The organism is Burkholderia sp. JKS000303, from assembly GCF_002563755.1.
Taxonomy (GTDB): Bacteria; Pseudomonadota; Gammaproteobacteria; order Burkholderiales; family Burkholderiaceae; genus Burkholderia; species Burkholderia anthina_B.
This window is the reverse complement of sequence record NZ_PDBZ01000004.1, coordinates 502,948-515,944: the sequence shown is the minus strand read 5'-3', so window position 1 is coordinate 515,944 and position 12,997 is coordinate 502,948. Positions and strand designations below refer to the sequence as shown.

Below are 12,997 nucleotides of genomic sequence, written 5' to 3'. Positions count from 1 at the left end.
AAATTAAACCTTGAACGGATGGCGGAGCAGGATCGTTTCATCGCGGTCCGGGCCGGTCGACACCATGTCCACCGGCACGCCAGCCACTTCCTGGACACGGGTCAGGTATGCCTGCGCATTCGCCGGCAGTGCGTCCCACGTCTTGATGCCGACAGTGCTTTCCTTCCAGCCTGCGAACGTTTCGTACACCGGCTCGCAACGCGCCACGTCGGCTGCGCCACGCGGCAGGATGTCGGCGTCCTGGCCGTCGATCTTGTAGCCGACGCACAGCTTCACTTCGTCGAGACCGTCGAGCACGTCGAGCTTCGTCATGCACAGGCCCGACACGCCGTTGATCTGGATCGAGCGGCGCAGCGCGGCTGCGTCGAGCCAGCCCGTGCGGCGCGGACGGCCGGTCACCGAGCCGAATTCCTTGCCGACGTTGGCCAGCGTGACGCCAACCTGGTCCTGACGCTGCGGATTGTCCGCATCGTACAGTTCGCTCGGGAACGGGCCCGAGCCGACGCGCGTGCAATACGCCTTCGTGATGCCGAGGATGTAGTTCAGCTTCTGCGGACCGACGCCGGCGCCGGCCGACGCGGCACCTGCGACGCAGTTGCTCGACGTGACGAACGGATAGGTGCCGTGGTCGATGTCGAGCAGCGTGCCTTGCGCGCCTTCGAACAGCAGGTTCTCACCGGCGTTGTTCGCGTCGTACAGACGGCGCGACACATCGGCCACCATCGGCTTCAGGCGATCGGCATAGCCGAGCATCGTGTCGAGCGTGGCCTGGAAATCGACGGCCGCGGCGCCCAGGTACTGGGTCAGCACGAAGTTGTGGAAATCGAGGTTTTCGCGCAGGCGATCGGCGAAGGTCTTCGCGTCGAACAGGTCCTGCACGCGCAGTGCGCGGCGGCCAACCTTGTCTTCGTACGCGGGGCCGATGCCGCGGCCGGTCGTACCGATCTTGCCCGCGCCCTTGCGCGCTTCGCGCGCCTGGTCGATCGCGATGTGGTACGGCAGAATCAGCGTCGTGGCTTCGGAAATGAACAGGCGGTCGCGTACGTTCACGCCGGCCTCTTCCAGCTCGCCGATTTCCTTGAACAGTGCCTCGGGGGACAGGACGACGCCGTTGCCGATGTAGCAGGCGACGCCTTCACGCATGATGCCCGACGGAATGAGGCGCAAGATGGTTTTCTTGCCGCCGATGATGAGGGTGTGGCCGGCGTTGTGACCGCCCTGGAAACGCACGACGCCCTGAGCGTGGTCCGTCAGCCAGTCGACGATCTTGCCCTTGCCTTCATCACCCCATTGCGTTCCCACGACGACGACATTGCGCCCGGGAGTCACGTTCACTGCGCTGGCAGACATGTTGATTCGTTAGCTGGTTAAAAACGTATTCTACCTATGTTCGCGGGCGATTCCGAATTTTTCCGTTTCGCTTCAACGATATGCACGCCGAACGACGGCCCGCGAACGCCTGTTTAACGGGGCTCGACCACCCACGCGCCGTTGCGCTCGACGAGCGAACGGTCGCACGCGAATTCGTCGAGCACATGATCGTGCCCCGGCAATGCCTGGATCACGACCTCGCCCGCATCGCGCAGCGCCACGACGGCCGCGCGCAGTGCGTCGTCCTGCGCCCACGGCGCGAGAATGGCGGTACCACGCGCCTCGACCGGCGAAATGCGCGCGAGCTCGCGCAAATCGAGCGAGAAGCCCGTCGCCGGGCGAGCGCGGCCGTATGCCTGGCCCACGTGGTCGTAACGACCGCCGCGCGCGATCGCGTTCGGCACGCCGTCGATGTACGCCGAAAACATCGCGCCGCTGTGGTACGCATAGCCGCGCAGGTCGGCCAGATCGATCGCCACCTCGACACCCTTCGCCTGTGCGGCGAGCTGGGCGAGATCGTCGAGTGCACGCGTGATCTCGGGCAGCACCGGCAGCCGCGCGCGCGCCTCGTCGAGCACGCTCGCGTCGCCGTACAGGTTCGGCAGCGCACGCAGCGCCGCGCACGTATCGGCGCCGAGATCGTCGGTGAGTTCGTTCAGCAGCGGCACGTCCTTGCCCGACAGCGCGTCGTACAGCGCCTCGCCGCGTTCGGCGGCCTGCGCGTCGCGCGCGAGCAGCGCCGCGAGCACGCCGGCGTGGCCCAGATCCAGGCGGATCCGCGACAGGCCCGCGAGATGCAGCGCGTCGAGCATCAGTTGCTGGATTTCGAGGTCGGCTTCCAGCCCGGCATGCCCGTAGATTTCGGCGCCGATCTGGATCTGTTCGCGCGTCGCGTGCAGGCCGCGCGGACGCGTATGCATCACGTGCCCGGCATAGCAGAGGCGCGTCACGCCCTGGCGATTCAGCAGGTGCGCGTCGATACGCGCGACCTGCGGCGTGATGTCCGCACGCAGGCCAAGCGTGCGGCCCGACAGCTGATCGACCAGCTTGAAGGTGCGCAGGCGCAGGTCGGCGCCGCCGCTCGTCAGCAGCGACTCGAGATATTCGAGCAGCGGCGGCATCACCATTTCGTAGCCGTACGAACGGAAGCGGTCGAGCAGCCTGCGACGCAGCTCCTCGATCTTGCGCGCTTCCGACGGCAGTACGTCGGCGATATTCTCGGGAAGTAACCAGGTCGACATCGGTACGGTCCTACGACGGGAAACAGGGCGCGACACGCGCGCCGCGAAATGAATCGGAAATCGGTATCAGGCGGAACGAACGGCGGATGCGCCGTCCGGGTCAGGTGGCGAGCAGCAGCAGGACGAGCCCGAGCGCCATCACGATAAGCCCGCCGATCCGGATATGATGCGGCGGCCGCTCCGCTATTCTACGAAACGTGTCGCGCCAGGCGACGGGAAACACGAAGGGGAACGCCCCCTCGATGATCAGCATCAGTGCTACCGCGAGCAACAACGAGCCAGCCAGATCCATGCGAGCGACGGCGCCGCTCGACGCGGCGCCCCAAGGTCAGTGTTTGCGGGGAGCGGGTGCCGCCGGTGCGGCACCGCCCGTCGGGCTGCGCATGAAACGGAAGAACTCGCTGTCGGGATCGACGACGATGATGTCGTTGCGCTTGAAGGTATTCCGGTAAGCCTGCAGGCTCGCGTAGAACTGGTAGAACTGCGGGTCGCGGCCGAACGCATCGGCGGCGATCGTCGCGGCCTTCGCGTCGCCCTCGCCCTTGATCGTCTGAGCGGACTTGTACGCATTCGCGAGCACGGCCTGCTGTTCGCGTTCCGCATCGGCCTTGATCTGTTCGACGTCGGCAGCGCCTTCGGCACGTACCTGGGCGGCCTGGTCGCGCAGCGCGCCAATCATCCGCTGATAGACGGCGTCCGTTTGCGCGGCCGGCAGGTCGACACGCGTCAGCTGGACGTCGACCACGTCGATGCCGAAGCCGGACGCCTTGTCCCGCACCGCGTCGCGCGCCGCATCGGCGATCTCGCGCTGGCCGCCGAGCGCATCGTCGAGCCCGCGCTTGCCGAATGCGTCGCCCAGCGCGCTCTTCAGCGCACCGGCCAGACGTTCGTTGGCAGCCGCCGGATCGCCGCCCGTTGCCATGAAATACTTCATCGGATCGCTGATCCGATACTTGACCGCGTACGCGACGAGCAGATCGTGCTTGTCCTGCGTCGCAAGCTGCAGCGGATCCGACGATTCGAGCGACTGCAGGCGCGTGTCGATCAGCGTCGCCGTCTGCAACGGCGGCGGCAGCTTGAAGTGGATGCCGGGGCCCGCGAGTTCGGGCTGCGCGCCGTCACGGCCCGACAGCACGGCCGTATGACGCGGATCGACGGTCAGGACCGTCGACGACGCCGCGAAGGCAACGATCACGATTGCGACGACAAGCGCAATGATTCGGTTCATGTTCTGCGCTCCCCGTTACTTCAGATCGTCTTCGCGCGAGCGGCTGCGGAACACTTCGCGCGACCGCAGCGCGTCGCTGCCCGCTGCCGGCGCGGCGGCGGCCGAAGCCGCGCTGGCCGGCGCACTCGCCGTGCCGTCGGCCGGTGCCGACGCCGAGGCCGCGTCAGGCGCGGATGCGCCGACCGACGCCGCGGCGTTTTGTCGCCCCTGCTCGACGATCTTGTCGAGCGGCAGATACACGACGCTGTTGCCGCCCTTGTTGCCGACGAACACCTTCGTCGTGTTCGAATAGATTTCCTGCATCGTCTCGAGGTACATCCGCTCGCGAATCACCGCGGGCGCCTTCGAATACTGTGCATAGACCTGCTTGAACCGGTCGGCGTCGCCTTCGGCTTCCGTCACCACGCGATCGGCATATGCCTTCGCTTCGTCGACGAGCTTCGCGGCATCGCCCTGCGCCTTCGGCAGCAGGTCGCTCGCGTAAGCCTGCGCGGCCCGCTTCGCGGCTTCGCGCTCGTCGCGCGCCTTCGCGACTTCCGCATACGCGGCCTGCGTCTGCTCGGGCGCGGCGACGCTTTGCATCGTGACGCCCGTGACTTCGAGCCCGGTCTGGTAGCGGTCGAGATCACGCTGGATCGCGGTCGACAGCTGCTCGCGCAGTGCGTCGCGGTCCTGGTTCAGCATGTCGGCGGCGCTACGCGTGCCGACGATCGCGCGCACCGCAGCCTGCGCGGCCTGCGACACGCTGCGCTCGGGATCGACGCTGCGGAACAGGTAATCGGTTGCGGAACGAATCCGGTACTGGACGACGAAACGCACGTCGACGATGTCGGCATCGCGCGTGAGCATCGCCGCTTCCTTCACGTTCGCGAGACGCACGACGTTGTTGCGGCCGATCTCGATCGAACGGACCTGCGACGTATCGACGATCTCATGCGACGCGAACGGATACGGCGCACGCCAGTGCACGCCCTGGCCGACCGTGCCCGACAGCTTGCCGAGTTGCAGCACGACACCCGTCTGGCCGTCCTGCACGACGAACAGCCCGCTGCCCGCGTAGACCGCGACCAGCACGCCGATCACGATGCCGACACCGACCCGCGCAGCCCGGCCGTTGTCGGGCCGGAAACCGTTGCCACCCTTGCCGCCGAACAGGCCGCTCAGACGCCGGTTGAAGTTGCGCCACATCTCGTCGAGATCGGGCGGACCGTCACCGTCGCCGCCGGGCGGACGCTTCGATTCGTTCGTACGCGGACGGGATCCGTCATTGCCCTTGCCTTCGCTACGTCCCCAGCGGGGATCGTTGATCGACAGCAAGGCGCGCATCCGCCGCAAGGTACTCCGCTCGTTGTATTCGTTCACCAGAGTTTGTTCACCAGATTGGACGCCGGCTAACCGGCCGGGGCCGGTTAGCGCCCGTGTTCGGAAATCGTGCGGTCTTCGTGTGGTTCAGCGGGTGCGCCGTCGAGCGCGTCGTCGGATAACGTCGCGTAGGAAAGCTGCTCCCCGGAGGCGATTTCGGCGATGGCGGCACGCAACGCATCAAGACCCTGACCGGTGCGCGCGCTCAAAAAGACGCGCGAAATATTACCATATTCGTCCCGCTCGACCGCGTCGCCGCGGGCCGCCAGCTCGGGCACGGCGTCGATCTTGTTGAACACCAGCACCTGTCGGATCGTGTCCGCGCCGATCTCGTGCAGCACGCCGTTGACCTGCTCGATCTGTTCGAGCCGCACCGCGCTCGATGCATCGACCACGTGCAGCAGCAGATCCGCATGGATCGTTTCCTCGAGGGTCGCGCGAAACGCGGCAACCAGCTGGTGAGGCAACTCACGGATGAACCCGACCGTATCGGACACGACGATCTGGCCGACTTCGTCGCCCAGGTACACGCGCCGCGACGTCGTATCGAGCGTTGCGAACAGCTGGTCGGCCGCATAGGCCTGCGCTTTCGTCAGCGCATTGAACAGCGTCGACTTGCCCGCGTTGGTATAGCCGACGAGCGACACCGACATCGTGCCGCTGCGGGCCCGCTGGCGACGCTGCGTGCTGTGCTGCCGGCGCAGCCGGTCGAGCCGCGACTTCAGCATCTTGATGCGCTCGCCGATCAGCCGGCGGTCGGTTTCGAGCTGCGTTTCACCCGGGCCGCGCAGGCCGATACCGCCCTTTTGCCGTTCCAGGTGGGTCCACGCGCGAATCAGTCGGGTCGACAGGTATTGCAACTGCGCGAGCTCGACCTGCAGCTTGCCTTCGTGGCTGCGGGCGCGCTGCGCAAAGATATCGAGGATGAGACTCGTGCGATCGACCACACGCCTGTTAAGCGCCTGCTCCAGATTGCGTTGCTGGGCCGGTGCGAGGGCGTGGTTGAAGATGACGATTTCGACGTTGTGCGCGTCGCAGGCAAGCCGCAGTTCTTCGGCTTTGCCGCTGCCGATGAACATCTTGGCATCAGGACTGGAGCGACGACCCGTGAGGGTGACGGCGGGACGGGCGCCTGCACTGGAGGCGAGAAGACTGAGTTCTTCGAGACTGGCTTCGAAATCGGTCTTGCCGAAATCGATGCCGACGAGCGCTGCGTTGATCAAATTATCGGGTGTCAAGATAAGGCGGCTGGCATCGGTCGCTCGCGGCGACCGGATGCCGGCCGCTGCGATAGGTTAGGACGAGGCTTCCGCGTCCGGGTGGAAATTCACCGGGCGCGCCGGCACGACCGTCGAGATGGCGTGCTTGTAAACCATCTGGGTCACCGTATTACGGAGCAACACGACGTACTGGTCGAACGATTCGATGTTCCCTTGAAGCTTGATGCCGTTGACGAGATAGATCGAAACGGGAACGTGCTCTTTGCGCAGTGCGTTCAAAAACGGGTCTTGTAACAATTGCCCTTTGTTGCTCATGGCGTACTCCATCTTTTTTTGCAGGTTGATCTGGACTGGCGGCGAAGAAAAAGAGATCCGTCGCCAATCGCTACACTATAGCTGATTTTGCCTGCCCCGCCCGGGCGTAGGCCATGCGGCCTGGCCCTTGCGGGGCGTGCTTCAGCCCTTGTCCGCGTACGGGTTGTTCGACGAACGGAACTCTATGCGCAATGGAGTCCCTGTCAGTGAGAAAGTTTCGCGGAATCGGTTTTCCAGGTAACGCTTGTACGTTTCCGTCACGGCATCGAGCGCGTTACCGTGGATGACGATCAACGGCGGATTCTGGCCGCCCTGGTGCGCGTAGCGCAGCTTCGGACGCACCGGGCCGCGACGGCGCGGCTGCTGGAATTCGACGGCCTCGATCAGCGCGCGCGTAAGCTTCGGCGTCGGCAGCTTCGCCATGGCCGCCGCGTATGCGTCGTCGACCGAGCGCATCAGCGCGCCGATCCCCGTCTTCTTCGCGGCCGAAATGTAGTGCGACTTCGCGAAGTCGAGGAATTTCAGCTTGCGGGTCAAATCCGCTTTCGCGCGATCGCGTGCGTGATCGTCAAGACCGTCCCACTTGTTGACGCCGATCACAAGCGCGCGGCCCTGCTCGACGACGAAGCCGGCGATGTGCGCGTCCTGGTCGGAAATGTCCTGCTGCGCATCCAGCAGAAGAATGACGACGTTCGCATCCGAGATCGACTGCAGCGTCTTCACGACCGAGAACTTCTCGATCGCCTCGAACACCTTGCCGCGGCGCCGCAGGCCCGCGGTGTCGATCAGCGTATATTTCTTGCCGTTACGTTCGAAGTCGACGTAGATCGAGTCGCGCGTCGTGCCCGGCATGTCGAACGCGATCACGCGGTCCTCGCCGATCAGCGCGTTCACGAGCGTCGACTTGCCGACGTTCGGGCGGCCGACGATCGCGATCTTGATGCCGCGCGACGGATCGTCCTCGTCCGCCTCCTCCGGCTGGCCCGCGTACGCGACTTCCAGCGCCTCGTTGATCATGTCGGTCACGCCGTCGCCGTGCGCGGCCGAGATCGCGCGCGGATCGCCGAGCCCGAGCTCGTAGAAGTCCGTCGCGACCGCCGTGTACTTCATCCCCTCGGCCTTGTTGACGACCAGGAAGATCGGCCTGCCCGTCTTGCGCAGGTAATCGGCGATCGACTTGTCGTGCGGCGCGAGGCCGTTACGGCCGTCGACGATGAACACGACGACGTCGGCTTCCTCGACGGCCTGGCGCGTCTGGCGCGCCATCTCGTGCAGGATGCCGTCCTTCGCGACAGGCTCGAAGCCGCCGGTGTCGACGACCAGATAAGGCCGTGCGCCGACGCGCCCTTCGCCGTAATGGCGATCGCGCGTGAGGCCCGGCAAGTCGGCGACCAGCGCATCGCGCGAGCGCGTGAGCCGGTTGAACAGCGTGGATTTCCCCACATTGGGGCGCCCAACGAGGGCAATGACCGGTTTCATCTGTGTTTTCTACGGTGATGCGCAGCAGCGGGAGGCCCGCTGCTGCGGGCGGCTGCGCTGAATGAAAATATCACGAATTCGCGCCGCGCCGGATGCGCGCGCCGGGCGCGCGTTGCGCGCCGTCGTCTTTCGTTGCGAACTGCCTTTCAAATACCGAGCGGCCGGGGACACCGGCCGCCTTCATGTCGCACGGCCCGCGGTGCGCGGGACAAGCCCGCCGCGCCGCGGCCGCGCATGTTTCGCGCGCGTCAGCGCGGACGGAACCCGTACAGGCCGCCGTCCTTCGTCTGCACGACCAGCGTGTTGCCCGCCAGGACCGGCGCCGCCGTGATCGCGCTGCCGTCAGTCTTCATCCGTGCGATGAAGCTGCCGTCCTCGCGCGACAGGAAGTGCACGAAGCCCTTGTAGTCGCCCATCACGACTGCATGACCGAGCAGGTACGGCACGCCGACGTCGCGGCTCTTCAGTTGGTCGTTGCGCCAGAGCTGGTTGCCGGTGGTCGCGTCGTACGCCGTCACGATCGACCAGTCGTCGCCGCCGGCGACCACCGAATCGTCCTGCGCCAGGCCGCTGCGGCTCGAGAACGCCTTTTCCCACAGCGGACGGCCCGAGTTCGCATCGAAGCAGCCGAGCTGACCCTGGAACGTGACCGCGCAAGCTTCGGCGCCCACGAGCGTCGGCGGACCGCTGACGTCGTTGATGCGCTCGACTTCGGTCACGCCCTTCGGGAACGACACGGGCGTCTGCCAGAACGGATCGCCCGTCTGCAGGTTGATCGCGACCAGACCGCCGCCGGGGAAACCCGCCAGCACGGCCGCGTCGCCCGCGAACGTCATGCCGGCCGACACGCGCAGGTTCAGCGGCACCGCACGGTTGCGGTAGTTCCACTTCTGCTCGCCCGTCTGCGCATCGAACGCGATCACCTGGCCGTCGATCGTGCGAACGATCACGAGGCCGTTGCCCACGAGCGGCGGCGAGAAAATCTCGCCCTGCACGGAGGTCTTCCACAGCTGCTTGCCGTCGGGGCCGAGCACGAACACGCCGCCCTTCAGCGCGCCGACCGCAGTCAGGTTGCCGTCGCTGCCGACACCAGCCGACAGGTCCGAACCGACCTTCGCGCGCCACAGCGTCTGGCCCGTCTTCGCGTCGATCTTCTCGACCGAACCGTTTTCGCCCGCTGCATAGACAGCGTCGCCCACGGCCACCGGCGAGAACAGGTAGCGACCGCCCTTGCCGACGCTCGCCTTCCAGACCTGTTGCACGTCCATCACGGGCTTGAACTCGGTGAGCGGCGTCGGCACGCGGCGCGCGTCCTTCGACGACGAGCAGGCCGCCAATGCCAGGACAGCCGCCGCGCAGGCGACGGGCACAGCGTAACGTTTCAGCAAATTCATCGGTTAGCGAAGCAGAGTTAAGAGGTTGAGGGGGCCGTGATCAGCCGCCGAGCGCGTCGAGCTTGAACTGCACGAGCTGGCGCGCGGACTGGTCGTCCTTCGACAGGCCGTCGAGCGCGAGCTTGTAAGCGGCGCGCGCATCGTCGGTCTTGCCTTGCGCGGCAAGCAGGTCGCCGCGGCGATCCGCCACGAGGCCCTTGAATGCATCGACCGGCGTGCCGGACAGCAGCGCGAGGCCTGCGTCGTACGCCTTCTCGTCGAGCAGCAGCGACGCAAGACGCAGCTTCGCGATCTGCTTGTACTCGTCATCCTTGGCGTGATCGGCGGCCCATTGCAGCTGCGCCTTCGCGCCTGCGGCGTCGCCGGCCGTATACAGCGTCTTCGCGGCAGCGAGCGCGCTCATCTCCGCATACGGCGTGCTGCCGTACTTGTCTTCCATGTCGGCAGCCGCGCGGGCCATCGTCGCCTTGTCGTTCGCGGCGGCGGCCTTCTGGACCTGCTCGTACAACCCGGAAGCCTCGGCGGCCTGACGGCGCTGCCAGTAGTTCCAGCCATTGAAACCGGCCGCGACGACCAGCGCCGCGAGCACGATCCACGTGGTGAGGTTGCCCCAGCGGGCCCACCACGCTTTCAGACTTTCAATCGATTCTTGTTCGTCGTGATAACTCATCGGCGAGCGATTCCTTCCTGTTCAGGCTTTTCTTGTCAGCGAATGCCAGCGCGATCAGTCGTCGCCGTCTTCGGCGGATGCAACCATCGCATTGATTAGGAATTCGGTCAAGCTTTCGACCGGTACGGTCTGCTGAACGTTCTTTTCCCCTTCCTGGCCCGCACCGCGCAGCGCTTTCACGCCCACCGTGCCGTTCGCGATCTCTTCTTCGCCGAAGATCACCGCAAACGCGGCGCCGCTTGCATCGGCCCGCTTCATCTGCGACTTGAAGCTGGCCGGCGCGCCGTCGGCGCTGCAGTGGAAAATCACGTCGAGGCCCGTGTCGCGCAGACGCTCGGCCGCGATGAACGCCTGCTCGCGGGCGGTCTCGCCCTGGTGCACGACGTAGACGTCGACGCCTTCCTGCTCGGGCGCGAGATCATCTTCCTTCAGCAGTTCGAGAATGCGCTCGATGCCCATCGCCCAGCCGCATGCGGCGGTCGGCTTGCCGCCGAGCTGCTCGATCAGCGGATCGTAGCGGCCGCCGGCCGCGACCGTCCCCTGCGCACCGAGCTTGTCGGTCACCCACTCGAACACGGTCAGATTGTAGTAATCGAGACCACGCACGAGACGCGGGTTGATCTTGAACGGGATGTTGTTCGCGAGCAGCAGGCGCTGCAGTCCTTCGAAGTGCGCGCGCGACTCGTCGCCGAGGAAGTCGATCAGCTTCGGTGCGTTCTGCGCGATCTCCTGCAGCGCGGGGTTCTTCGTGTCGAGCACGCGCAGCGGGTTCGTATACAGGCGGCGCTTCGCATCCTCGTCGAGCACGTCCGCGAACTGCTCGAGGTACTTGATCAGTTCGACACGGTGCGCGGCGCGCTCTTCGGCGAGGCCGAGCGAGTTGATCTCGAGCTTGATGCCCGTCAGCCCGAGGTCGTCCCACAGCCGCTGGCACATCATGATGATTTCCGCATCCGCGTCCGGGCCCGCGAAGCCAAGCGCCTCGACGCCGACCTGGTGGAACTGGCGGTAGCGGCCGCGCTGCGGACGCTCGTGACGGAACATCGGGCCGATGTACCACAGGCGCTTCGGGCCGTCGTACAGCATGTTGTGCTCGATCGACGCACGCACGACGGCCGCGGTGTTCTCCGGACGCATCGTCAGGTTCTCGCCGTTCAGCGCGTCGGTGAAGCTGTACATCTCCTTCTCGACGATGTCGGTGACTTCGCCGATGCCGCGCGTGAAGAGCTGCGTATGCTCGACGATCGGCGTGCGGATGTTCTGGTAGCCGTATGCGCGCAGCAGCGATTTCACCGTAGCTTCGAAGAACTCCCACAGGCCTGCATCCTGCGGGAGGATGTCGTTCATGCCCTTGACGCCGGTGAGCTTCTCGATCTTGCGTTTCTGTTCAGTCATCGTGTGTGTGGACGGATTAGTTCAGGGCCGCAGCGCGGCCGTAATTGCGTGCGACGTAGTCGCTGACGATCTGCTGGAATTCCTCGGCGATCCGCTCGCCGCGCAGCGTCTTGACCTTCTCGCCGTCGATGAAGACGGGAGCGGCCGGGTTCTCGCCCGAGCCCGGCAGGCTGATGCCGATGTTCGCGTGCTTCGACTCGCCCGGGCCGTTGACGATACAGCCCATCACTGCGACGTTCATCTTCTCGACGCCCGGATATTCCTTGCGCCACTCCGGCATCTGCTCGCGCAGATACGTCTGGATCTGCATCGCGAGTTCCTGGAACAGCGTGCTCGTCGTGCGGCCGCAGCCCGGGCAGGCGATCACCATCGGCGCGAACGAGCGCAGGCCCATCGTCTGCAGGATTTCCTGGCCGACGATCACCTCACCGGTGCGCGACGCACCCGGTTCCGGCGTCAGCGAGATGCGGATCGTGTCGCCGATCCCTTCCTGCAGCAGCACGCCGAGCGCGGCCGTCGACGCGACGATGCCCTTCGAGCCCATGCCCGCTTCGGTCAGACCGAGGTGCAGCGCGAAACCGCAACGGCGGCCGAGTTCGCGATACACGGCGATCAGGTCCTGCACGCCGCTGACCTTGCACGACAGCACGATGCGATCGCGGCCGAGGCCGAGTTCGACCGCGCGCTCGGCCGAGCCGATCGCCGACTGGATCAGCGCCTCGTACATCACGCTCTGCGCATCCCACGGCTGCGCACGCGCACCGTTCTCGTCCATCATGCGCGCGAGCAGGTCCTGGTCGAGACTGCCCCAGTTCACGCCGATCCGCACCGCCTTGTCGTACTTCGCCGCGGCTTCGATCATCTGCGCGAACTGCGTGTCGCGCTTTGCGCCCTGGCCGACGTTGCCCGGGTTGATCCGGTACTTCGACAGCGACTCCGCGCAGCCCGGGTAGTCGCGCAGCAGCAGGTGGCCGTTGTAGTGGAAGTCGCCGACGAGCGGGACGGTCACGCCCATCCGGTCGAGCTGCTCACGGATCGCCGGCACGGCCGCCGCCGCTTCCGGCGTGTTGACGGTGATCCGCACCAGTTCGGAGCCTGCGTTCGCGAGATCCTTGATCTGGATCGCCGTGCCGATCGCATCGGCCGTGTCGGTGTTCGTCATCGACTGCACGCGCACCGGCGCATCGCCGCCGATCGTCACGAGCTGCCCGCCCCAACGAACATCCACCGCATGCGACACGCGACGCGGCTGATGCCCGCCGAACACCGGCTCGGTTGAACAAATCTGACTGCTGCGTGGGGATTGAGCTTCGGATTGCATC

General features: G+C 65.9%; 12 protein-coding genes. All 12 read right to left on the bottom strand.

The features are described 5' to 3' along the window. Positions 1 to 3: 3 nt before the first annotated feature. The gene (locus tag BX604_RS35655; RefSeq protein ID WP_098556290.1) at positions 4 to 1,350 is read right to left on the bottom strand and encodes an adenylosuccinate synthase; all 1,347 of its coding nucleotides are present in this window, start codon (positions 1,348 to 1,350) and stop codon (positions 4 to 6) included. Between the two features lie 113 nt (positions 1,351 to 1,463). After that, a complete protein-coding gene (locus BX604_RS35650; protein ID WP_098556287.1) occupies positions 1,464 to 2,612 on the bottom strand; it encodes an ATP phosphoribosyltransferase regulatory subunit in 1,149 nt (382 codons plus the stop codon). Between the two features lie 100 nt (positions 2,613 to 2,712). Further along, on the bottom strand, positions 2,713 to 2,904 hold the full coding sequence (locus tag BX604_RS35645) for a DUF2065 domain-containing protein (RefSeq protein WP_009687995.1): 192 nt from the start codon (positions 2,902 to 2,904) through the stop codon (positions 2,713 to 2,715). Between the two features lie 36 nt (positions 2,905 to 2,940). Then, on the bottom strand, positions 2,941 to 3,840 hold the full coding sequence (gene hflC / locus BX604_RS35640) for a protease modulator HflC (protein ID WP_098556285.1): 900 nt from the start codon (positions 3,838 to 3,840) through the stop codon (positions 2,941 to 2,943). A 15-nt stretch (positions 3,841 to 3,855) separates the two neighbouring features. Next, positions 3,856 to 5,202 carry an FtsH protease activity modulator HflK gene (gene hflK / locus BX604_RS35635; RefSeq protein WP_098556282.1) on the bottom strand — a complete coding sequence of 449 codons (1,347 nt, stop codon included), beginning with the start codon at positions 5,200 to 5,202 and terminating at the stop codon, positions 3,856 to 3,858. Between the two features lie 47 nt (positions 5,203 to 5,249). Then, positions 5,250 to 6,425 (bottom strand): GTPase HflX, encoded by a 1,176-nt coding sequence (gene hflX, locus BX604_RS35630; RefSeq protein WP_179894950.1) that lies wholly within the window; start codon positions 6,423 to 6,425, stop codon positions 5,250 to 5,252. Positions 6,426 to 6,497: 72 nt separating this feature from the next. Further along, positions 6,498 to 6,737: an RNA chaperone Hfq gene (gene hfq / locus BX604_RS35625; RefSeq protein ID WP_006399927.1), complete on the bottom strand. Its 240-nt coding sequence runs from the start codon at positions 6,735 to 6,737 to the stop codon at positions 6,498 to 6,500. A 141-nt stretch (positions 6,738 to 6,878) separates the two neighbouring features. Next, positions 6,879 to 8,216, bottom strand: coding sequence for a ribosome biogenesis GTPase Der (gene der / locus BX604_RS35620; protein ID WP_098556276.1), 1,338 nt, complete (start codon positions 8,214 to 8,216; stop codon positions 6,879 to 6,881). Between the two features lie 248 nt (positions 8,217 to 8,464). Continuing rightward, positions 8,465 to 9,610 (bottom strand): outer membrane protein assembly factor BamB, encoded by a 1,146-nt coding sequence (gene bamB / locus BX604_RS35610; RefSeq protein ID WP_098556273.1) that lies wholly within the window; start codon positions 9,608 to 9,610, stop codon positions 8,465 to 8,467. A gap of 40 nt (positions 9,611 to 9,650) precedes the next feature. Next, positions 9,651 to 10,280 carry a tetratricopeptide repeat protein gene (locus tag BX604_RS35605; protein ID WP_098556271.1) on the bottom strand — a complete coding sequence of 210 codons (630 nt, stop codon included), beginning with the start codon at positions 10,278 to 10,280 and terminating at the stop codon, positions 9,651 to 9,653. Positions 10,281 to 10,334: 54 nt separating this feature from the next. Beyond that, entirely contained in the window at positions 10,335 to 11,675 is a 1,341-nt protein-coding gene (gene hisS, locus BX604_RS35600) for a histidine--tRNA ligase (RefSeq protein WP_098556268.1), read from the bottom strand. A gap of 16 nt (positions 11,676 to 11,691) precedes the next feature. Continuing rightward, positions 11,692 to 12,996, bottom strand: a complete 1,305-nt coding sequence (ispG, locus tag BX604_RS35595; protein WP_098556582.1) for a flavodoxin-dependent (E)-4-hydroxy-3-methylbut-2-enyl-diphosphate synthase — start codon at positions 12,994 to 12,996, stop codon at positions 11,692 to 11,694. Position 12,997 lies beyond the last annotated feature (1 nt).